We start from the raw sequence: 20,750 nt of genomic DNA, 5'->3' as shown, positions 1-20,750 counted from the left end.
GCGCTTACAGTCGCTTGCCTTCCCATGCCCACAGGACACGGCCCAGAATTACAACCTCAGTGTGCCCATCAAGTACATCCACGGTTTTTACTTTTGGATTGTCACTGGTGATGGTGTACTGTCCACTCAGGTTTTGAGACACGCGCTTAATAAACAGCTTTTGCTGAGCCTCTAGGACATAGATACCATCAAAATCCACAGTATGTATTCCAGAATCAACCAGTATGACATCACCGCTTTTGAAGGTCGGTTCCATAGAGTCACCTGAAGCGTGAATAAATCTCAAATTAAAGTGCTCTGTCACCGGTCGGATGTTTTCGTTGATCCAGTTGGGCGAGAGTGTCAGCGTTCCGACTATCGCATCATGCGTATCTACTTGTTCCCCGTTTCCCATAGAAGCTACCGTTGTAAGTAAAGGTACTACAACACCCGGTTGAGCAGGATTAAATCCCTGTACATCAACAACTTCTTCAGAGAACCAGCCAGGTATCCTTAATTGAGACTCCGTCTTGTCAATAAACTTTTCCGTTATGGGACGATACCCATTAAGGAGGTTCCCAATGTGGGAGCCATTGGTATATCCGAGTCGCTTAGCAAGGGCAGTGTTGCCGCCCATTTTTTTAGCTAACTCACTTAGACGGGACTTCCTAAATTCTTGTGTATCCATTCTGTAACTATATCGGATGGTATAACACCATTGGGTGTTGCATAATCAATACCATTTGATATAGAATGGTGTGTATGGATCTACACAACTATTTCAAGCAGTCTAATGCCTTAACAGTTGAACAGTTGGCCGCAGCCATTGGAGTAAAACATGCAATGACGGTTCGCTCTTGGCAACATGGCTATGCAAATCGCAAACCAAGCCCGAAATACTGCGTCCGTATCGAAGAAGCCACAGGCGGTCTGGTCACGCGTAAAGACTTGCGACCGGATGACTATGCCGAAATCTGGACTGAACTTGCAGGGGAGGTCGCATGATCACACATCCTTCTTTCCCCGCATCAAATCAGCCAGCGACCGAGCGTAAATCCGGGCAAGCCAGTATTTCATGTCTTTATAAGCCTTCTCGCGCTCCAGTTGCTCTTTGGTTGGGCGGGCGCTTTTCTTCTGTGTTTGTTTTCGATTTTCCATGTGGAAAGTCTATTTTTTTTGACCGTTTTTGTACTGTCAATTACTGACATCACATCATGACACCAATTAACAGTAACCAATTAGTGTTTAATTTTGATCCCACTCTAGCGGATCGCTTCCAGACCTCCAGAGAGTACCTGGATCACTTGTCACGTAATCAAAAAGTGCTGCAAAAAGTGATAGCGATGGACATGGATATGTCCCCTAGCGCCCTGAGTCGGAAGCTGAACCCAAAAGATGGTGACTGTCAGAGATTCAACGTAGACGACATGGACGCCATGTTTAGGGCTTATCCGGCCATGGTTCCCCAGTTCATAACCTACCTGGTTTCAAAGTATTGCGATAGCCCCAAGAGCATGCAACAGCGCATCTGGGCTGAGATAGCAAAAACATCACAACGGCTTAACGAGTTAGCGGCATTGGCACAAACTCATGGAGAAGAATCATGAAACATTGTTATGTACCGATTGAGAACTATAAGGGCGAAATCCTCAATGAAGAGGCGCTGAAATATGTTGGAAAGAAGCCCAAGGCTCCTAAGCCAGAAAGAAAACAGCAGCACCGTGGATGGGATGTTCTCGGTTTGCCGCCGGATCATAACCCGAAACACCCCAAAAGCATTAAGGCCAGGGTGAAGCCGTTTGCTACATCGCAAGCAGCTTTTGACTGCAAAGCTTACATCGAAAAGATGGGCTGGACACAAGTCCGTGTGATTGAGCTTATCAGGTGAGGTGTCGCATGAAAAAACTGGTGCGCAGAAGCGACCCACTGACAAGCTTTCTGGCCGCAAACCGGGCAAAGCTGTTTGCAGGACCACACTACGAGCGCATGCACAAGGTCCGTGTGGTTACTGTTAACGGCCTGGATATCGTGCACAACGGCTGCAGGGTGTGGGAGCTGGTATGACGGCTTTAGTTAAGTATGATGCAGCGTGTAGGGCATTGGCAGAAGCCAAGGCCGTAGACGAAGTCAAAGACCTGCGCGACAAAGCCGAGGCCATGCGTATATACGCCATGCAGGCAAAGAACAAAACGCTTGAAGTAGATGCTGCTGAAATCCGTATCCGAGCCGAGCGTAGGTTGGGAGAGATGATCACCCATCAAAAAGAAACAGTAGGTCTTAACACAGGTGCGGCAGGCTTGGGCATCAACCAGCACAACAAACAAGAGGTGCGGTCGTTACCAACGACTGCACCAACATTGGCTGATGTTGGTATTAGTAAAGATTTATCAAGCCGCGCTCAAAAACTGGCTGCTGTACCAGAAGAAGAGTTTGAGACCGAAGTAGGCGAGTGGCGCGAGCGTGTTCAGATTGAAGGCCAGAGAGTCACAACACGTTTAGAGGTTGCAGGAGCGCGAGAAATTGCCAAACGTAAACCTGTTACCCCACCCAAAAACGCAGAAGAAATTAAAGCCAAATTAAAAGAAGCCGAAGCAGAGCGCTGTTCATCCTTGCTAGGCAGCTATGCACGTTTGCTATTGGGAGCAATCCAGCAAACAGAAGAATTTTCCCAAGAAGAGCGGGATTTGCTTATGCAAGTTAAAGCCGCCTTGTCTCAACATAACCTTTAATTGAAAGGATATTTCTATGCATACAGAACTTATCAATGTTACTCCTGAAGTTGCCAGCCAATGGCTGAAAAGCAACACCAATAACCGTGCGCTTCGCCGCATGGTCGTGGACAGCTTGAAGCAGGCATTCAGTCGGGGCGAATATGTTCCAACTCATCAAGGCGTTGCATTTTCAAAGGATGGAGCATTGCTAGATGGGCAACACAGATTGGTTGCTATTTCAGAATTGAAATCCGGTACATTTCCCATGCTGGTTTCATTTGATGTGCATGAAGATGCATTTAGAGTGATGGATATTGGTGCCAAAAGGACAACAGCCGATGCGCTCAGGATGGCAGACAGGCGTATTGTTGAAACAGCGAGGTTCTTGGCAGAAGTCTATGAAAACAAACGTCTGAGCATATCGCCGACTTACATCATCCCTTTTATAGAGGCCATTGAGCCTGCACATACCAAACTGATGCATTTCTGTGGTACTTACGCCAAAGCATGGAGTACCGTGGCCGTCCGTGGGGCTGCCACAATTCAATTGATGACAGGCAAAGATGAAGACTATGTTCTTTTGACATATCGCCAGCTTGTGCTAAGTGATTTCAAAGACATGTCTCAAATTGCATGTGCATTGGTCAAAGCTAAAGCCAGTGGGACGTTTAATGCTCGCAACCGTATGGATGCCTTTGCGCGTGCTATGAGTGTTTTTAGTCCAGAAAAAGCATCTTTGAAGCTGGCAAAACCCCTGTCTGAATCCACCGACATCGTGCGCAATGTATTTAATCAAATATTTGCACAAAAAAAAGCCACACCTAATGGTGTGACTGAGGATATTTCTGCTTCTAAGTATAGCAGAAAAGGGCGTGGATTTAAACATTAAAGGTTCCCATATGCCAAATCGAATCTTACGAGAAGGCATCCTGACCAGTGAGAGAGTCAACTCTCTTAACTGGCAGGAAGAAGTCTTTTACCGCAGGCTTATGTCTGTGGTAGATGACCATGGACGCTTTCATGCTCTGCCTAAGCTTTTAAGGGCAGCCTGTTACCCCCTTCATATCGACAAAGTATCCGACGCGGACATTGGCAAGTGGATCACCGCATGCGTGACAGCGGGCCTTGTAAGTGTGTACCCGGCAGCGGACGGGAAGCGATACATCCAGATATTGAACTTCGGGCAGCAAGTGCGAGCAAAGAGCAAGTTTCCGAATCCAATAGATTTCAGTGGCGAGCAGTTGAAATCATCTGATATCAATTGCAATCAATTGCCAGCAAATGAACACTTAGGCGTATTCGGAGACGGAGACGAAGGCGAAGACGATATATATAACTCTCCCTCTGGCCCCAAAGCCAAAAAGAAGTCTCGAATTCCCAAAAATTTAGAACCAACAAAAGAAATGGTTCAGTTTGCCATTGATCGTGGTTTTGACCATCAAAATGAATTCGAAGCATTCAAAAATTATCACATTGCAAATGCAACCCTAAGTGCCGACTGGTCAGCTAACTGGAGAACATGGGTGTTGCGAGGGGTGAAATATGCCGAAGAAAAGAAAAAGCCAAAAGCTCCACTATCGAAACCCAAAGCCATTGCAGAAAAAGACTTTACCGCAGGAGTGAATGAAGATGGAACGCTTACATTTTGATTCCGTTAATTCGCCATCCAAAGAGGCTAATTGCGACAAGCACGGAGCTTATACAGCCAAAGGATTCCAGATTGTCGCAGGAGGGCGCATGTTGTGGACACATTGCCCAGGCTGTGAGCAGGACCGCAAAGACGAAGAAGAGAAAGAAAAAGCCGCAGCAAAAGCGGCATGGGAAAAGCAGAAATGGGATGAACTGCTGGGGCGTTCCTGTATCCCAAAGCGATTTATCGAAAAAACATTTGAAACATTCGTGTGCAAAAACGATGTCCAGAAAAACGCTCTGGAAGTGTCAAAGTCGTTTGCCGAGCAATTCCAGCAACATGCAGCGAAAGGGACAGGTCTCATATTTCTGGGCAAGCCTGGGACCGGCAAAAGCCACTTGGCAGCAGCAATCATTCAGAAACTGATGCCCGATTACTTCGGGTTGTATACAACCGTTGGCGAATGCATACGTGCGGTCCGTGAAACGTGGCGAAGAGACAGTGAGCAGACAGAGCGCCAGGTATTGAACTATTTCATCTATGCCGATCTGCTGGTTCTGGATGAGGTTGGGGTCCAGTACGGCACGGAAGGCGAGAAAACCGTCCTATTTGACATTCTGGACGGTCGCTACCGGGAAATGATGCCAACGATCCTGATGGGCAATGTCACAGCCAAGGAACTGAAGGACTACATTGGGGAGCGTGCAGCGGACCGGCTGCGGGAAATCAATACCGCCATTCTGTTTGACTGGGCCAGCTACCGGACGCAGGCCAGAAAGGATGCCGAATGACAGACGCCTTTGATCAGATCGTGACGGAACTTGAAACAGGCCGCAACCGGATTGACTGGCTCAAGTATGACGGGCCAGAAGAAATCAGGAAGATGCAGGAAGAGGGCAAAGACATCGTGGAATTGATCCTGTGTACAAATTTGAGCATGAGCACGATTCGAAAAATCGTCAATGGGGAGATCGTGGCATGAGTGGCAAACGGTTTTTTAGGCTGGTAAACAAAGAGGTAAGGCGCAGGGCGGCTGATTATGTTCTGCACGAAGCACCGGAAGGCCATTTTATGGAAGTCAGTGAGCCGACCAGAACGCTTGAACAAAACAGCCGCATGTGGCCCATGCTCAGAGAAATAGCTAAGCAGGTTCCTGTGTATGGTGGTATCCGTATGACAGAAGAGGATTACAAGGATTTATTTACCGGCAGCCTGAAGCACATCAACTTTGTACCGGCTTATGGTGCGCCTGGCCGAATGGTGGGGCTTGGGCAGTCAACAAGTCAAATGACCAAATCGGAATTTAGTGATCTGTTCATCCTGATGGAGCAGTTTGCAGCAGAGCATGGCATTGTGTTTAGTTGGGAGCGGGAGGTGACGGCATGAGCAGGATTATTTGCTGGTTTTCCTGCGGGGCTGCAAGTGCTGTGGCCACTAAATTGGCAATTGCTGAAAATGATGGACAGCTTCCATTAACCATTGCATATACCGAAGTCGCTGAAGAACACCCGGATAACAAACGTTTTTTATCTGACTGTGAAAAATGGTTCGGTGTACCTATAACCATTTTAAAAAATGAAAAGTACAACGGCTCAATTTATGAGGTTTTCAGAAAAGAGCGATTTCTGGTCGGGCCATCTGGTGCCGCATGTACCCGTCTGCTAAAAAAAGAGGTCAGGAAAAAGTTTGAACAACCCGGAGATATTCAGGTATTCGGTTACACAGTAGAGGAACTGCATCGTGTAGATAGATTTATTGATGCAAATAACGAGGTCAGACTATCAACACCGCTGATTGAGCGGGGCCTGACTAAACAGGATTGTTTGGCGATGCTGGAGCGTGCTGGGATTGGGTTACCAATGATGTACCTACTTGGCTACAAAAACAACAACTGCATCGGTTGTGTGAAAGGCGGGGCAGGCTACTGGAACAAAATTAGACAGGACTTTCCAGCGCAGTTTGAACGTATGTCTCAAATGGAGGAGTCCTTGGGCAGAACAATCTGCAAAACCAATGGCAAGCGTATTTTTTTACGTCAGTTGCCACCGGACGCGGGGCGATACGAGTCGGAATCATCTGTTGAATGTGGAATTTTTTGCGAACTGGCAGAGCAGGAGGTGACGGCATGAATTATTTACGAATTCAGGGATGTTCTTGGGAGGATTTTTCACTACCAAGTTTATTCGCTTGTTCTCTTTTAGAAGGAAGCAAACTCGCAATGCCATCCCAAACGAGATGTAAGAGAGATAGAAGGACTGCAAAAGGATCCATAAGTCTATTAAACCATAAAAATATGATTATTTTATGAATAAGTTGCAAAAAAACACCATAACCCTGCCATGGCCCCCCAGGGAGTGCAGCCCCAATGCAAGGGTGCATCACATGGCACTGGCCAAAGCAAAGGTCATGTACAAGGAAATGTGCTTCTTGATGGCTAAAGAGCAAAAGTTACAAGCGCCGGTAGGTAGTCTGGTTATCAGTATTGACTTTTACCCACCAACAAAGCGTAGACATGATGCAGACAACGCTTTGGCCTCATGCAAAGCGGGAATTGATGGAATTGCCCAGGCGATAGGCATTGATGACAGCAATTTCAGAGATTACAGACTGTCCATGAAAGAGCAGGTCGGTGGGTATGTTGTCGTGACTATTTTGGGGAGTCATGGTGAATAACAAAATTACCCACAGAGAAAAGAATCATCTGGCCAAAGTCAAGCTTTTGCCTTGCTCAGTATGCGGTGCACCTGGGCCAAGTGATGCTCACCATGTTAGGCAGGGGAATCAATATACCTGCGTAGCCTTATGCAAGGACTGTCACCAGGGAAGTATTCTTGGCATCCACGGACAGAAGAGAGCATGGGCTATTGCAAAGATGGATGAGTTGGATGCATTGAATGTCACTGTAAAAAACTTGATGGAGACCAGATGACAGAACCAATCTTTAAAAGCATTGTCCAGGCCGTGCATGTCTCTTTTCTGATGGAGATCGTCATACCCAGCACCAAAGGGCAGACTGAAATCTGCATACAGCATCTGATGGAGAGCAGTGGCCACGTCTTCCAGGGGATACCTGAACCGGTTGTTAACACCAAGGGAATGCGTCAGGAAGACTGGTTTGCCCAGTGTGCACTGATCCGGCAAAAGGTGGAAGAGAGGCTTCCCCCGCCAGAAAGAGATGCTATCTGGGCACGGTATGGTCAGTATGACAACCGGATCAATGTATTTACTAAATCAGATGGCATTGAGGGGATGGCTATCTATGTTGAAAGCGTATCGAAGCTTAAAGGGGATGCTCTGCTGGAGTTAACAGCTAACTTTTATGGTTTGTGCAGGTACAACAAGAAGGGGAGAAAGATCGCTCCACCGTCGTTACGAGACATTGCTGACAGGTACAACAAGTCCAGAGTCACGCTGGCCCAAGTTAAGCAGGTTATAGGACGTTATGCTGCAGGCCTAGAAATGGAAGCAATGAAAAAACTCTCTGTGATACTAAACAACGAAATTACAGAACAAGCTGAAATTTCTTGACAGGGAGTACCACTTAGGGTAATATTTGTCTATTCTCGGGACGAATTGCGTATGTTTCGGTCAGAGTACATATCCAAGCCACCAAATCGGTGGCTTTTTTGTTGGTTATTGAGGGCATAATTTTTCGAAGAGAAATGATTCAATGGGATATTCCTCTTTAATTGGATGCCACGGCCCAGGAGTTCCTTTTTCTTCAGAAAACATCATTTTTTGCCCTTGAGCGAATTTCTGGGAATAAAAGATGAGTAACCCAGATAACCTTGAGAGGTTATCTGGGCAGTTGATATCTATGCCAGCCAACGTTGATCCTATCTGGTTATTTGTTGAATATGGATGATGAACGACGAGAACATGAAATATGTTTTCATTTTCATGATCTTGCCGTACGCTTAACGCGTCGTAATAAATGGTTTCGTTAGGGATTTGCACCCAATCCCGTGTTTGTGCTATAGCAGTCGAGCAAAAGGACGCGGCACAGATAGATAAGATAAGCAGGTATTTTTTCATACTCATATTTTATGGGTATGGTTGGAGCAAGTGTTCTGACTTGTAATATGCCCCACACAGTAGGCCAATAGCCGAACCGTGGGGCTTTTGTTTGAGTGGTGCACTTAGGGACGATATTCTCACCAGGTAGGTGCTGGACTATATCCCTTTTTGCGGTAGGTTTGATCAATGCGTTCTCTGATGACGTTAGCGGCTTTCTCTCCAGCTATGCGTCGGATGTTTCGATTGCCTTGTTCCCAGGCGAATTGGCAGAGATACCAGTCAGGGCCTAGGTATTCATGGCGACACATTCCCAAATAAGCCATAGCGGCCAACTGGGTGTTGACAGGATTGTCAGGGGCATCGATCCCTTTGATAAAAAAAACAATCTCTTCTTTAGTTGCTGAAGTAGGTATTTGTTTCATAATGCCTCCTTGGTTGCAATGAATAATTATTTTCATTTATATATTTAGTATATAACAGGAATATGACAACCAAAAAGAACCCAGAAGCCAGGCCAAGCGATGAGCACCCTGAATGATCTGCAGTCAAAGCTAAAGAACATTTCCAAGCAGATCAAATATGCTCAGGTGCGTGCGCTGACTAAGGTGGCCAGACAGATACAAGCAGATGAGCAGGCCAACATCGAAAACACCTTCGATAATCCAACACCGTTTACTGTCAATTCAGTGAAATCATTCGGTGCCAGACGTGATGACCTGAGAGCGAAGGTCTTTATACAGAGCATAGCAGCAAGCTATCTGGATCCGTATGAGAGCGGTGGCGTTCGTAAGCTCAGTGGCAATGCATTGCTCAACCCAAAGAGTGTGGCGCTCAACAAGTATGGCAACCTGGCGCGAAACAAGACATCGACACTGACCGCAAAGCCTAATGTGTTTGTGGGAACAGTAAAGACATCCCGTGGTGATGTACGAGGCATCTGGCAGCGTAAGGCAAGACGCAAGACAACAGCCAAGAGGCGCAGGACAGTATCGAAGAGGCAAGCCAGCCAGTTGAAACTGTTGATCAGATTCGGTGATGCTCTACCGGTGAAGCAGGAGTTAGGCTTCTACGATGTAGCGCAGAAGACAGTAAGCCAGCATCTGCAGCCTGCAATGCAGGAAGCAATACGTGAAGCGTTCAGTACGGCGAAATGAAAACGATGTTTCTTGCTGCTGTCGGTGGGTATGGGTCCTTCCCTGTAATGTATTACATGTGGGCATTGCGCCCGCGCAGTGTTTCACTAGCTATAAAGTTTTGAAATTTGGGTAACACAAAACAGATGAAGCAATCTGAATTTGCCAAGCTCCATGGTGTGAGCCGAAAAACCGTTACAGCCTGGAAGGCGCGGGGCTGGCTGGTGATGGAAGGTGATGAGGTTGATGTAGACGCTTCCAATAAAAATATCGAGCGTTACCGCAAAACTGTTACCCGCAGTGGGGGTAACAAATCAGGTAACAACGCACAAGGTAACAAAAAAAGTAACAGCGAAACGCCATCCCAAGCAGCAGAGCGATTGATTTCTGAGCAGGGCGCGCAGCTCAATTATGACGAAGCACGCACACTGAAAGAAAACTATTTTGCATTGCTGACCAAGCTGGAGTACGAAGAAAAATCCGGGCAGCTTATGCCCTACGCTGACATGCTTAATGACGTGTCAAATGAATATGCAAGGGTTCGTACCCGCTTGCTGGCCATTGCCCCGGAACACGGGCCCAGGTTAAGACAGATAGGCATGGTAGGTGATGATGCCCAATATGTTGAAGCTTTACAAGAAGTGATATGCGAAGCAATGAATGAACTCACCATTGACAAACGAGAGTCGGTCGAGGCGCAAGTTTAGGGCTGGGTTAATTGCGAGAAGAAAAAAGTTAAGGCCACCTCCAAAACTTACCTTGAGCGAATGGGCCAATACCTACGGTGTGCTGTCTAAAGAAACCAGTGCGCAGACAGGTAAGTTCAGATCGTTCAAGTACCAGGACGGGATCATGGACGCGGTGACCGATCCGGCCATTGAAGAAATCTCGGTGATGAAGTCGGCCCGTGTGGGGTATACCAAAATCACTGACCACGTCATCGGTTACTTTCTGGAGCATGACCCATCCCCCATTCTGGCAGTGCAGCCACGTGTGGAGGATGCGGAGGACTACAGCAAGACCGAGATCATGCCGATGCTGAGGGATACACCCAGGCTGGCAGCAATCACGCCTCAAGGCAAGGCGAAAGATTCTAACCAAACAATACTGAGAAAACAGTTTCTCAACGGTGCCAATCTGGTGCTGGTAGGTGCCAACAGCCCAGGAGGCTTTCGGCGTATCACTAGCCGCATTGTCATCTTTGATGAGGTAGACGGCTATCCGGTGGGCGGTGCCGGCTCCGAAGGGGACCAGATTGCACTGGGTAAAAAACGCTCGGAGACATTCTGGAACCGAAAGATTATTCTGGGCTCTACACCCACCGTGAAGGGGTTGAGCCGTATTGAAAAGTCCTACGAGGACAGTGACCAGCGTAAATACTTCGTGCCATGTCCGCACTGTGGTGAGTACCAGGTGTTGGAGTGGGGCGATAAAGACAGTCCCTATGGCATCAAGTGGCACAAGGACGAAAACGGCGAAGGCCTTCCCGAAACCGCTTACTATGCCTGCCGACACAATGGTTGTGTCATTGAGCACAAAGATCTGAAATGGATGGTGGACCGGGGCGAATGGAGAGCTACAGCCCCATTCAAGGGGCATGCAGGTTTTCATATTTGGTCGGCATACAGTCTTTTCCCCAATGCCGCATGGAAGTATCTGGTTGCAGAGTGGCTCAAGGTCAAAGGCGATCCACTGCGGCGCCAGACTTTTATCAATACCACGCTGGGCATCCCGTATGAGGATGCCGGTGATATTGCACTCAGCGAGCAGCGATTACTGAACCGCTGTGAAGTGTGGGGGGCCGAGGTCCCGGACGGTGTAGCAGTGCTGACGGCAGGCATTGACACCCAGGATGATCGATTTGAAATTGAAGTGGTTGGCTGGGGTGCCAATGAAGAGAGCTGGTCAATTGCGCATGATGTGATCGAGGGCGATCTGGAAACCCCGGAACCCTGGGAGAGGTTGGATACCTACCTCAAGCAGGTATGGCGCCGCGCCGATGGCAAGGGTTTTGTCATCAAGGCCGCATGTCATGACTCTGGTGGCCACCACACCCAGCAGGTATACAAGTTTGCCAAAGAGCGCATTGCGCGCCGGATATGGGCCATCAAAGGTGAGTCAGCCCAGGGCGGCAAACGCTCCCCGGTGTGGCCTGCCAAACGGGTCACATCCCGCACCAAGGCAGCGTACCGGCCGGTCATTATCGGAGTCAACGCAGCCAAGGATTCCATACGCAGCCGCTTGAATATGTCGGTTCCGGAAAACGGCCAGGCGGCAGGTTATATGCACTTCCCGGCTGAGCGGGATCTGCACTATTACTCGCAGTTGCTGGCAGAGCGGCTGGTCACCAAAGAAAGCAATGGGCAGAAATACCGGGTTTGGGAACTTAGGCCGGGGCGTGCCAATGAAGTGCTGGACTGTTGGGTGTATGCATATGCTGCACTGTGTGGTCTGTTCCATCATGGCCTGAAGCTCAATGTTTTGGCCAAGGGTGTGCAGGAATCCCCAGACAAACTGATACCGCCACCAGCGCAGGAAGAAAAGAAAGTGGATTTGAGATATCCGGGTGTTGTCATGCCGGAAACCGAGCCCCCGAAAAGGGGATCATTTGCAAAACGATTACCGAGTTAATATGGTCAGCAGAACAATCTTTATCGGCATGAGCAGGCAGCAACTGCAAGAGTTGCTCAGCAAAGCACAACAGGCTTATATTGATCTGATGAGCGGTAACAAGGGCGTATCGTTTTCCTATACGCAAGGAGATGGCACCCGCTCGGTCACCTATAACCAGGCCAGCGTGCAGGACCTGCTGGCTTTGATTCAGCTGCTGCAGGTTGAACTTGGCCTGGCCATAGGTCGGCGTGCCGTGAGATTCAGGTTTTAACCATGGAAAACCAGGTCCAGATTCTGGGGCCCGATGGCAGGCCCCTGGCACCGGTGCGCGCCAAGCCTGCTGCATTAAATGGTTACAGCCGGGTCCCCTATGATGCAGCGGATTCATTCAGTGACCAGCTGGCTAACTGGCAACCGTGGCTCGGGTCACCGGATAATGAAATCAATATCTACCGCAACCGGATTGTTGCGCGCATGCGTGACATGGTGCGTAACGATGGCTGGGCCAGTGGCAGCGTTACCCGGTTGCTCGACAATGCGGTTGGTGCACGTTTCCGTCCGTTGATCCAGCCGGATTACCGTTATCTGGCCATGGTCAGCGGTAACTCCGCATTTGATTCCAGATGGGCTGCGGAATACGGCCGTGCGGTTGAAGCACATTACCGGGTATGGGCAACCGACCCTGGGCGTTATTGTGACCAGGAAAGAAAGCTGACATTGCCACAACTGCTGCGGCTGGCGTTCCGGCATAAGCTGGTTGATGGCGATGCATTGGCCGTGCTGCATTACCGAACAGATCGTATTGGACAGGGCAAGGGGCAGTATGCCACCACCATACAAATGGTGGATCCGGACCGTCTGAGCAATCCCAATGAGTCCTTTGATCTACCCAACATCCGGGGTGGTGTGGAAATTGATGATGATGGTGTGCCGGTGGCTTATCACATCCGCAAGGCCCATGTCGGGGATTGGTGGAGCGGTGAGCAGACCATGACCTGGGAGCGTGTGATTCGTGAAACCTCTTGGGGTCGTCCGGTGGTGGTACATGACTTTGACCATGACAGGGCCGCACAGCACCGGGGAACCGGTATTCTCACGCCGATTGTCCAGCGCATGAAGATGCTCATCAAGTACGACCAGTCGGAACTGGAGGCTTCTATCCTGAATGCGATTTTCGGAGCTTATGTCACGTCTCCTTATGACCAGGGCATGGTTGAAGGTGCACTCAATAATGAAGAAAGTCTGGGTGCATATCAGGAGGGCCGGATTGAATTTCACAAAGACAGCCGCCTTTCGCTGGCCAATGGAGCCCGTATACCGGTCATGTATCCGGGTGAAGCGATCACCACTGTCAATGCGGCACGTCCGACCAGCAATTTCAAGGATTTTGAAAGCACTGTACTGCGTAACATTGCAGCAGCCCTTGGGTTGTCTACCCAGCAGGTCACACAGGACTGGTCGGATGTGAACTACAGCTCAGCACGCTCGGCAATGCTGGAAGCGTGGAAAACATTGACTCGCAGGCGTGATGAGTTTTCGATTGGTTTTGCCCAGCCGATACTGTCGGCCTTTATTGAGGAACTCCACAGCTATGCGGATCTGCCATTGCCGAACAATGCACCGGATTACCTGGAAGCCAGGGCTGCTTATTGTCGTGCCAAGTGGATTGGTCCTGGCCGTGGCTGGGTGGATCCGGTGGCAGAAAAGAAGGGCTCCATCCTTGCCATGAGTGCCGGCCTCTCAACACTGGAAGATGAGGTGGCAGAAAACGTTGGGGAAGACTGGGAAGAACAACTCGACCAGTTGGCCAGAGAAAAAGAAGCCTTTGAAGCCAGAGGTCTGACACATCCCACGCTTAACAGCGTAGGGGAAGAACCTACCACCAAAACACAGGTCATGTGATGAATCTACCCCATATCGCCCAGCGTCTGTTTAACACGCCGCTGGCACTGCACCCGCGTAAAGCGGAAGTTGTGATTGCTGCGCTCAGTGACCGCCTGGGTCTCACCAACAGCAAAACCCTGTTGATGGAAGGTAGCGAATTCAACCATAAAGCCAAAGACTGTGGTTATGAAGTTGTTGAAGGTATTGCTGTCATTCCGGTGCAGGGTACGCTTGTCAACAAACTGGGAACACTGCGGCCGTTTAGCGGTATGACCGGATATGACGGTATTCGCTTTAACTTCCTTTCAGCACTGGAGGATCCATCTGTCAGAGGCATCTGTCTGGACATCGACTCACCCGGTGGTGAAGTAGCCGGGTGCTTTGACCTGGTGGACACCATCTACAACGCACGTGGCACAAAGCCTATCCATGCCATTTTGTCAGAGAGTGCTTATTCGGCTGCTTATGCGATAGCCAGTGCAGCAGACAGGATCATGGTGCCTCGTACCGGTGGCGTAGGCTCAATTGGGGTGGTTGTGATCCACTACGACTTTTCTCAACGGCTCAAGGAAGATGGTATTAAGCCGACCATTATCACTTGTGGCACCCGCAAGGCCGAGAGTAATCCACTGGTGCCGCTCTCAGAAGAAGCGCAGACAGCGCTGCAGGCCGATGTGGATGCTACTGGAGAACTGTTTTTTAACACGGTTTCCCGCAACCGTGGCATCAGTGTGAGCGCTATCCGGGATATGGAGGCCGCTTGTTTCATGGCCGGGCGGGGCGTTGAACTGGGGCTGGCTGATGAAGTCAGTTCACCGGACGCGGCATTTTTACAACTTTATGAACAACTGGAGAAATGAAATGAGTTTGAGCAAATTTGCCCACTTGCTGGGTATCAGCGCCAAAGCTTCGGAGGACGAGGAAGACAAAAAAGTCAAAAAGACTGAAGAAGAAAAAGAGGATGAAAAGGACGAAGAGGCAGAAGAGGAAGAAGAACCCAAATCCAAAAAGTCCAAAAAGGCTGAGGACGAGCAGGATGATACATCTGTTGAGGAAGACGACACATCTGATGATGAGGATGATGAGAAGGAGTCTCCTGACGCTAAAAAAGCCCGCGTCGCAGAAAACAAGCGCTGTGCGGCAATCTTTGCCAGCCCCCATGCTGCACGCAATGTCGGACTGGCAGCGCACCTGGCATTTGAAACCCGTGTCAGTGCTGCAGAAGCCATCAAAATGATGCAGTTGTCTGCTGGTGGCACATCCTCCAAAACGCTGCTGGATCGGCGCATGCAGTCGCTTGATGCACCCAGGCTGGGACAGGATGCACAGCATAAACATGCCAGCACCGCTGACCAGATGAAGGCAATCTACAACCGAGTGAAAGGTAAAAAATGAGCACACAGTATGGACAAAATCCATTTCGCCCGGGCATGAGCAGCTCGGTATTCAACCCCGACCAGCTGATTGCAGGTGTTTTGCAACCCGTCACACGTGACGTGACGATTACCGGTGGTGTCTATAAGCGGGGTACAGTGATGGGAAAAATCACAACCAGCGGACTGTATACGATCTGCAAAAAAACAGCTACGGATGGCAGCCAGAATCCGGTTGCTATTCTGGTCGATGACCGTGATGCAAGTTCTGCTGATGTTGCAGGGTCTGTATTTCTGTTGGGCGAATTCAACGCCAATGCAGTGACATTTGACGCCTTGTGGACACTGGCTGACCTGACCGCGGCAATGGATGTCAACAAGGTATTCCTGCGCGATCCTCTCCAGGCCCCTGTCATCCCCTGAACCTGAACCAACTCCTATCCAAGAGCCGCAAGGCTCTTTTCTTTTTTAAGGAAAGATAATGAACAGTATTTACGATACAAGTACCCTGGTGCAGGTGGTGCCAAACCTGATCACTGCACAGAACTGGCTGCTGGACCGCTTTTTTCCGAACGTGGTCACCAGCGATACTGAAGAGGTTGCCATAGATGTGGAAGCCGGCGCGCGCCGTATGTCCCCGTTCTGCTCTCCGCTGGTGGAAGGCAAACTGGTTGAATCCCTGCGTTACCAGACCAAAACATTCAAGCCCGCGTATATCAAGGACAAGCGCGCCCCTGATCTGCGCAAACCGATCAAACGCCAGATCGGGGAACGCATTGGTGGTGAACTCAGTGCAGCAGAGCGTGAACAGTTCAACCTGCAAAACGAGATGGCCGACCAGATCGACATGATCAACCGCCGCCTGGAATGGATGGCGGCACAGGCTCTGCAGCGTGGCAAAGTGTTGATCAAAGGCGAAGGCTATGATCCTATCGAAGTGGACTTTGGCCGCTCCAGCGATCTGACTGTGGCACTGTCCGGTTCTGACCTGTGGCCGACAACCATTTCAGATACCGTTACCAGGCCGACCGATGACCTGGAAAAGTGGGCTACGCTGATTCTGCAGAAGTCCGGTGTGGTGGTGCGTGATGTGGTGTTTACCCAGAAGTCATGGCAGGCTTTCCAGTGTGATGCCAAAGTCGCCAAATCCGGTGTACAGATGCCGCTGCTGTCTCCATACAACAATGCGGTCAATCCCGGTACACAGGTGGACAAGGGCGCGATCTATAAGGGCCGCTGGGGCAACTTTGACCTGTGGCTGTACAACGATTGGTTCATTGACCCGGAAGATAGCACCGAAAAACCGATGCTGGTTGACGGCAACATCATCATGTCTGGTGAGCAGTTGATGGGCACACGGGCATTTGGCGCCATCATGGACCCAGCCTTTAATTATGGTCCGATGGCTTACGCGCCCAAGACCTGGCTGCAGGAAGACCCGGCACAGCGCTTCCTGATGATGCAGTCCGCACCGATTGTCATTCCCAGCCGCGTCAATGCATGTTTCTGTGCCACTGTGGTGTAAGGAGGATGTATGGCAACAGCGAATAAGACGTCAGAAAAAGCAGCAGAAACATTAACGGGTAGCGTCAAGCTGAAAGTCATCAACGGCCGTGTCATCCATGATGGCAAAGAGTATGTGGCCGGCATGGATGGCAAGGACGAACTTACCCTGCCGGCCAAGGACGCACAGCGTCTTTTGACTGTGGGTGTGGTTAAAAAGGCCTGACATGGTTGACTGGGATACCCATCTGCTGGCGCCGCTGCATGGTGTCTTTGGCGAACCGGTAAATTACCGCTCCCAGAGAGGAGATGCCTACGACATTGTGGGCATTTTTGACCGGGCGCACACGCGGGACGTTGAAACGCTGGAAGGTGATATTGCCATCAATACCACCAAGCCGGTGCTTGGCGTGCGTGATGCCCAGTTCAAATCACCTCCCAGGCAGGGTGACCAGTTGTTTGTCAGAGGCAGGCTGTATGTCGTCAGTGATGTCCAGCCCGATAGCCATGGTGGAACCCGGCTTGAACTCAATGAGGTGAAGGCATGAATTCAGCCGGCATACGCGAACTCGTGACCGCTGCACTAGTAGGAAAAACTGCTGCACAAGACCGGGTGTATTCCCCCCGCGACTGGCCAACCCATACAGAGATATTCCCGGTTCTTCTGGTTTCAACCCCATTCGAGAAGAAAAGCTCTTTGGGCCGCAATGCCCCGCAATTCAATACCGTGACCACGGTAGCAGTGAGCGGCCGTGTCATTGCCTATGACAAGGAAGACGGTACGTCCGGTGTGGCGCTGGCCACTGATGCGGTGGAAGCACTGCGCGACCAGATCCATGTGGCAGTGATCAACAATCCTGCCCTCATGCAGGAAATCCAGCAGTTTATCAGTGTTGATACCCAGACCGTGGTGGACGCGGAAGGGGAGGGGCATGTTGGTCAGGTGCTGGTGCATTTCCACATTGAGTATTACCAGGGACCAGAGGATTTCTATCCAGTGGAAGCCGTGCCGCTCAAAACCATTGAGATCAAGCAGAAGTATCCAGATGGTACGACACCGACCGGGCTCACGATTGAACTTGAACAGTAAAGGAAAAAATATGTTGATCAAACCCGCGACGGGCCGCAAAGTCCGCTATCCGGATTCAGATAGGTTTTTGCCTGAAAGCGGCGCCAAAGTCCCGGCCAGGGATCTGTTCTGGCGCAAACGAATCAAACAGGGCGATGTCATTGTTGTTACGCCCAAGCCCAAAAAAGGGAGTGAATCATGAGCGTTTCATTCAATAACATCCCGAGCGCGCTTCGGGTGCCGCTGTTTTATGTCGAAATCGACAACTCCATGGCCAATACGGCGCAGGAAATCCAGCGAACCCTGCTGATCGGACAAATGACGACCGGTACAGCACAGCCCAATGTTGCCATCAAGGTATCTTCTGTGACTACCGTTGCAGGTCTTTGCGGACAGGGCTCCATGCTGCATACCATGATGTCCAAATATCTGGCCAATGACGGGATTGCCGAGGTCTGGATTCTGCCGCTGGCAGATGACACCACCGAAATGACACAAGCCGAGGGCTCCATCAGTATCGGATCAGCAGCTTCCGAATCGGGTATTCTGAGCCTGTATATTGCTGGCACACGTGTTCAGCTATCGGTGCGGGATTCCTACACCACAGCGGAAACTGCCAGCGAACTGGCTGCCAAGATCAACACCAATGGTGATCTGCCGGTAACAGCGACGGTAGATGCTTCAACAGTCCAGTTGAAGGCCAAGAACTATGGTGTGTGCGGCAACTCGATTGACCTGCGTTTGAACTATCTGGGCACAGCAGGTGGTGAGTCTATCCCTGCCGGGCTGACGGTTACCATTACGCCCATGTCTGGTGGTGCCGGTGCACCGGACCTGACAGATGGTCTGGCCAACTTGCAGGACAGGGCGTTTGACTTCATCGTCAATCCCTACACCGATACAACGTCTTTGAACGACCTGCGGGATTTTCTGTCAGACCAGACAGGGCGCTGGGCCTGGGACAAGCAGATTTACGGGCATTCATACAGCGTCGCCCAGGGCACTTATGGAGCTCGGTACGCTGGGTGAAGCACGCAACGACCAGCATGCAACGATCTGGGGCGTGTACGACAATCCCAATACCGACTATGATCTGGCTGCGGCCATGGTGGGGGCGATTGCAGGACCTATCCGAAACGACCCGGGTCGGCCAACCCAGACCCTGCAGGTGCTTGGCGTGCTGGCTCCACCACTGGAAAGCCGCTTTACGCTGACCGAGCGCAACAACCTCCTGTACAGCGGTATCTCAACCTTTGTCGTAACAGATGATGACACCATTCAGGTGGAAAACACTATCACGACCTACCAGCGCAACAAATTCGGCGCAGCAGACGACAGCTATCTGCAGATCGAAACACTGTACCTGCTGATGTATGTGAACCGGTATATGCGTACCCAGGTTACTAGCAAGTTTGCCCGGATGAAACTGGCTGAAGACGGTACACGCTTTGCCGCAGGGCAGGCCATTGTGACGCCGGCAGTGATCAAAGCCGAGTTGATTGCCCAGTACAAAACGCTGGAGTTCAATGGTTACGTGCAGGGGGCAGCAGCTTTTGCCAAAGGCATCATTGTTGAGAAGGACCCGAACAACCCGAACCGGGTCAATGTGGTCTGGCCTGGCACGCTGATCAACCAGCTGCGTATCTTTGCGGTACTGAACCAGTTCCGCCTCATTTCACCTACGGAGTAAAACATGGCAAGACCCTTAGCAGGAACAGCCACCGTCACACTGGACGGTGTGTCTGTCAACGTCGCCGGTACTTTTCGTTACCGTGTCGGCAACAAGAATCGCGAAACCCTGACCGGGATGAGCGGTATCCATGGCTTCAAAGAAACCTTTGTGCCGCCCTATATTGAAATGGCCGTGCGTGACCATGGCGGTCTGGATATGGATGAGATTGCAGGCTACACGGAAATCACTGTCGTAGCGCAACTGGCCAACGGCAAGACCATCATGGGCGAAGGCATGTGGATCGTGAACACCCAGGAAATGGACTCTCAGGAAGCCACTTTTACAGCCCGGTTTGAAGGTCAGTCAGTGATTGAATATTAGTGGCATACATCCGGCTTGTTAGAATACGATCTCATTTCAGCACCAAAAAGGTCAGAGACTGTGAAAAAAGTAATTGTTGCTCTATTTGCTTCTTTTGTAATGATTGCGTGTTTTGCTACTGATGAAACGGCACCTTATGAAATAGATACTGTGGCTACGGCTAATGCCCCATGGAAAGTTAACGAATTAATATCCGTTAATGAAGATGCATCAAATCATAGCTATGAAGTTCGGTTTTTAGGAGTCACTACGCAGGGCAGTTGTATTATTCAAGAATTTCATAGTTCAAATGCTTTAAAAGCAACAGATCCATATCTGGTTAATTTACCAATTGATATGCTAAAAGAATATAGTCGAAATGGTACTGCTGGGCGGGAAAGTCCGATTGAAGGGTATCTGGTCGAATATAGGGATGACGGGAGTAAGTTTCGTGAAACAAGGTATAAAAATGGTTTGAGATACGGAGAAATCAAAGTCTGGCATTCCAATGGTCAATTGTCTGATGTGCTGCCAGTAAAAAATGGAGCGGGGCATGGCATTATGACCATGTGGTTTGAGAATGGTGAATTGTCAACAAAAATCTTTTTTAATAATGGAAATGCATATCGAATAATTTCATGGGATATGTCAGGGCGGAAGTCAACGGATTCATGGAGAGAGGAAGGGGAACCAACTCTATATTGCTCATGGGATCATAGAGGCAATCTACAAAGGCATGAATGGGATTGTTTAAATGCTGATGAATCTCATTTTGATGAATAGATTTGTAAACGTAATAGCCACCT

34 protein-coding genes are annotated in these 20,750 nt (G+C 49.8%); 30 read left to right on the top strand and 4 right to left on the bottom strand.

The annotated features are described in order from the left end of the window. Nucleotides 1-4: 4 nt before the first annotated feature. Nucleotides 5-667, bottom strand: a complete 663-nt coding sequence (locus tag AACY98_RS05415; RefSeq protein WP_339802567.1) for a S24 family peptidase — start codon at nt 665-667, stop codon at nt 5-7. A 74-nt stretch (nt 668-741) separates the two neighbouring features. Here AACY98_RS05415 and AACY98_RS05410 point away from each other — a divergent pair, with 74 nt between their 5' ends. After that, nucleotides 742-984 (top strand): transcriptional regulator, encoded by a 243-nt coding sequence (locus tag AACY98_RS05410; protein WP_339802565.1) that lies wholly within the window; start codon nt 742-744, stop codon nt 982-984. Here the strand turns inward: AACY98_RS05410 and AACY98_RS05405 are convergent, their stop codons facing one another. Further along, nucleotides 985-1,137 (bottom strand): hypothetical protein, encoded by a 153-nt coding sequence (locus AACY98_RS05405; RefSeq protein WP_339802562.1) that lies wholly within the window; start codon nt 1,135-1,137, stop codon nt 985-987. It lies immediately after the preceding gene. 56 nt (nt 1,138-1,193) lie between these two features. Between AACY98_RS05405 and AACY98_RS05400 the strand changes: the two genes are divergently transcribed. The 12 genes from AACY98_RS05400 to AACY98_RS05345 all read left to right on the top strand — a co-directional run bounded on the left by AACY98_RS05400 (nt 1,194) and on the right by AACY98_RS05345 (nt 7,848). Then, nucleotides 1,194-1,586 (top strand): hypothetical protein, encoded by a 393-nt coding sequence (locus AACY98_RS05400; protein WP_339802558.1) that lies wholly within the window; start codon nt 1,194-1,196, stop codon nt 1,584-1,586. Beyond that, on the top strand, nt 1,583-1,867 hold the full coding sequence (locus tag AACY98_RS05395) for a hypothetical protein (protein WP_339802555.1): 285 nt from the start codon (nt 1,583-1,585) through the stop codon (nt 1,865-1,867). The genes AACY98_RS05400 and AACY98_RS05395 overlap by 4 nt, the downstream gene beginning before the upstream one ends. An 8-nt stretch (nt 1,868-1,875) precedes the next feature. Then, entirely contained in the window at nt 1,876-2,043 is a 168-nt protein-coding gene (locus tag AACY98_RS05390) for a hypothetical protein (RefSeq protein WP_339802552.1), read from the top strand. Then, entirely contained in the window at nt 2,040-2,708 is a 669-nt protein-coding gene (locus tag AACY98_RS05385) for a hypothetical protein (RefSeq protein ID WP_339802549.1), read from the top strand. Before AACY98_RS05390 ends, AACY98_RS05385 begins: the two co-directional genes overlap by 4 nt. A 16-nt stretch (nt 2,709-2,724) precedes the next feature. Continuing rightward, complete coding sequence (locus tag AACY98_RS05380; protein WP_339802546.1) at nt 2,725-3,579, top strand: hypothetical protein; 855 nt, start codon at nt 2,725-2,727, stop codon at nt 3,577-3,579. Continuing rightward, a complete protein-coding gene (locus AACY98_RS05375) occupies nt 3,563-4,339 on the top strand; it encodes a hypothetical protein (RefSeq protein WP_339802544.1) in 777 nt (258 codons plus the stop codon). The genes AACY98_RS05380 and AACY98_RS05375 overlap by 17 nt, the downstream gene beginning before the upstream one ends. Then, nucleotides 4,320-5,111 (top strand): ATP-binding protein, encoded by a 792-nt coding sequence (locus AACY98_RS05370; RefSeq protein WP_339802541.1) that lies wholly within the window; start codon nt 4,320-4,322, stop codon nt 5,109-5,111. The genes AACY98_RS05375 and AACY98_RS05370 overlap by 20 nt, the downstream gene beginning before the upstream one ends. Then, entirely contained in the window at nt 5,108-5,302 is a 195-nt protein-coding gene (locus AACY98_RS05365; RefSeq protein WP_339802538.1) for a hypothetical protein, read from the top strand. The genes AACY98_RS05370 and AACY98_RS05365 overlap by 4 nt, the downstream gene beginning before the upstream one ends. After that, entirely contained in the window at nt 5,299-5,706 is a 408-nt protein-coding gene (locus AACY98_RS05360) for a recombination protein NinB (RefSeq protein ID WP_339802534.1), read from the top strand. The genes AACY98_RS05365 and AACY98_RS05360 overlap by 4 nt, the downstream gene beginning before the upstream one ends. Continuing rightward, nucleotides 5,703-6,449 (top strand): hypothetical protein, encoded by a 747-nt coding sequence (locus tag AACY98_RS05355; protein WP_339802531.1) that lies wholly within the window; start codon nt 5,703-5,705, stop codon nt 6,447-6,449. The genes AACY98_RS05360 and AACY98_RS05355 overlap by 4 nt, the downstream gene beginning before the upstream one ends. Nucleotides 6,450-6,702: 253 nt before the next feature. Next, nucleotides 6,703-6,993 carry a hypothetical protein gene (locus tag AACY98_RS05350; RefSeq protein ID WP_339802529.1) on the top strand — a complete coding sequence of 97 codons (291 nt, stop codon included), beginning with the start codon at nt 6,703-6,705 and terminating at the stop codon, nt 6,991-6,993. Nucleotides 6,994-7,245: 252 nt separating this feature from the next. Next, nucleotides 7,246-7,848: a hypothetical protein gene (locus tag AACY98_RS05345; protein ID WP_339802526.1), complete on the top strand. Its 603-nt coding sequence runs from the start codon at nt 7,246-7,248 to the stop codon at nt 7,846-7,848. 105 nt (nt 7,849-7,953) lie between these two features. On the opposite strand, the gene AACY98_RS05340 is transcribed toward AACY98_RS05345, so the two are convergent. Continuing rightward, a complete protein-coding gene (locus tag AACY98_RS05340; RefSeq protein ID WP_339802523.1) occupies nt 7,954-8,355 on the bottom strand; it encodes a surface-adhesin E family protein in 402 nt (133 codons plus the stop codon). 119 nt (nt 8,356-8,474) lie between these two features. Further along, nucleotides 8,475-8,759: a hypothetical protein gene (locus tag AACY98_RS05335; RefSeq protein WP_339802520.1), complete on the bottom strand. Its 285-nt coding sequence runs from the start codon at nt 8,757-8,759 to the stop codon at nt 8,475-8,477. 99 nt (nt 8,760-8,858) lie between these two features. Here AACY98_RS05335 and AACY98_RS05330 point away from each other — a divergent pair, with 99 nt between their 5' ends. The 17 genes from AACY98_RS05330 (at nt 8,859) to AACY98_RS05250 (ending at nt 20,727) form a co-directional block, all read left to right on the top strand. Beyond that, the gene (locus AACY98_RS05330; RefSeq protein ID WP_339802517.1) at nt 8,859-9,491 is read left to right on the top strand and encodes a hypothetical protein; all 633 of its coding nucleotides are present in this window, start codon (nt 8,859-8,861) and stop codon (nt 9,489-9,491) included. Between the two features lie 125 nt (nt 9,492-9,616). Next, nucleotides 9,617-10,177 (top strand): hypothetical protein, encoded by a 561-nt coding sequence (locus AACY98_RS05325; protein ID WP_339802514.1) that lies wholly within the window; start codon nt 9,617-9,619, stop codon nt 10,175-10,177. A 52-nt stretch (nt 10,178-10,229) separates the two neighbouring features. Then, entirely contained in the window at nt 10,230-12,101 is a 1,872-nt protein-coding gene (locus AACY98_RS05320) for a phage terminase large subunit family protein (protein ID WP_339802511.1), read from the top strand. Nucleotide 12,102: 1 nt separating this feature from the next. After that, nucleotides 12,103-12,354 (top strand): gpW family head-tail joining protein, encoded by a 252-nt coding sequence (gene gpW, locus AACY98_RS05315; protein ID WP_339802508.1) that lies wholly within the window; start codon nt 12,103-12,105, stop codon nt 12,352-12,354. A 2-nt stretch (nt 12,355-12,356) separates the two neighbouring features. Next, complete coding sequence (locus AACY98_RS05310; protein ID WP_339802505.1) at nt 12,357-13,985, top strand: phage portal protein; 1,629 nt, start codon at nt 12,357-12,359, stop codon at nt 13,983-13,985. Then, nucleotides 13,985-14,827 carry a S49 family peptidase gene (locus AACY98_RS05305; protein WP_339802503.1) on the top strand — a complete coding sequence of 281 codons (843 nt, stop codon included), beginning with the start codon at nt 13,985-13,987 and terminating at the stop codon, nt 14,825-14,827. Before AACY98_RS05310 ends, AACY98_RS05305 begins: the two co-directional genes overlap by 1 nt. Before the next feature lies 1 nt (nt 14,828). Beyond that, nucleotides 14,829-15,362: a hypothetical protein gene (locus tag AACY98_RS05300; protein WP_339802500.1), complete on the top strand. Its 534-nt coding sequence runs from the start codon at nt 14,829-14,831 to the stop codon at nt 15,360-15,362. Then, nucleotides 15,359-15,763: a head decoration protein gene (locus tag AACY98_RS05295; protein WP_339802497.1), complete on the top strand. Its 405-nt coding sequence runs from the start codon at nt 15,359-15,361 to the stop codon at nt 15,761-15,763. The genes AACY98_RS05300 and AACY98_RS05295 overlap by 4 nt, the downstream gene beginning before the upstream one ends. Nucleotides 15,764-15,821: 58 nt before the next feature. Further along, nucleotides 15,822-16,865, top strand: a complete 1,044-nt coding sequence (locus AACY98_RS05290; protein WP_339802494.1) for a major capsid protein — start codon at nt 15,822-15,824, stop codon at nt 16,863-16,865. 9 nt (nt 16,866-16,874) lie between these two features. Continuing rightward, nucleotides 16,875-17,069: a hypothetical protein gene (locus tag AACY98_RS05285; RefSeq protein ID WP_339802491.1), complete on the top strand. Its 195-nt coding sequence runs from the start codon at nt 16,875-16,877 to the stop codon at nt 17,067-17,069. A 1-nt stretch (nt 17,070) separates the two neighbouring features. Further along, nucleotides 17,071-17,391, top strand: coding sequence for a head-tail joining protein (locus tag AACY98_RS05280; RefSeq protein WP_339802488.1), 321 nt, complete (start codon nt 17,071-17,073; stop codon nt 17,389-17,391). Continuing rightward, the gene (locus AACY98_RS05275) at nt 17,388-17,933 is read left to right on the top strand and encodes an ABC transporter permease (RefSeq protein WP_339802485.1); all 546 of its coding nucleotides are present in this window, start codon (nt 17,388-17,390) and stop codon (nt 17,931-17,933) included. The genes AACY98_RS05280 and AACY98_RS05275 overlap by 4 nt, the downstream gene beginning before the upstream one ends. Before the next feature lie 10 nt (nt 17,934-17,943). Continuing rightward, complete coding sequence (locus AACY98_RS05270) at nt 17,944-18,114, top strand: DUF2635 domain-containing protein (RefSeq protein ID WP_339802482.1); 171 nt, start codon at nt 17,944-17,946, stop codon at nt 18,112-18,114. Beyond that, complete coding sequence (locus tag AACY98_RS05265) at nt 18,111-18,941, top strand: hypothetical protein (RefSeq protein WP_339802479.1); 831 nt, start codon at nt 18,111-18,113, stop codon at nt 18,939-18,941. The genes AACY98_RS05270 and AACY98_RS05265 overlap by 4 nt, the downstream gene beginning before the upstream one ends. Next, nucleotides 18,919-19,602 (top strand): phage tail sheath C-terminal domain-containing protein, encoded by a 684-nt coding sequence (locus AACY98_RS05260; RefSeq protein ID WP_339802477.1) that lies wholly within the window; start codon nt 18,919-18,921, stop codon nt 19,600-19,602. Before AACY98_RS05265 ends, AACY98_RS05260 begins: the two co-directional genes overlap by 23 nt. Nucleotides 19,603-19,605: 3 nt before the next feature. After that, nucleotides 19,606-19,965, top strand: coding sequence for a phage tail tube protein (locus AACY98_RS05255; protein WP_339802474.1), 360 nt, complete (start codon nt 19,606-19,608; stop codon nt 19,963-19,965). 60 nt (nt 19,966-20,025) lie between these two features. Next, a complete protein-coding gene (locus AACY98_RS05250) occupies nt 20,026-20,727 on the top strand; it encodes a toxin-antitoxin system YwqK family antitoxin (RefSeq protein WP_339802471.1) in 702 nt (233 codons plus the stop codon). The last annotated feature ends 23 nt before the right edge of the window (nt 20,728-20,750 follow it).

It is taken from the genome of Saezia sanguinis, from assembly GCF_963921665.1.
Lineage (GTDB): Bacteria > Pseudomonadota > Gammaproteobacteria > Burkholderiales > Burkholderiaceae_C > Saezia > Saezia sanguinis.
The sequence above is the reverse complement of the archived record's forward strand: the minus strand, read 5'-3'. Positions and strand labels throughout refer to the sequence as shown.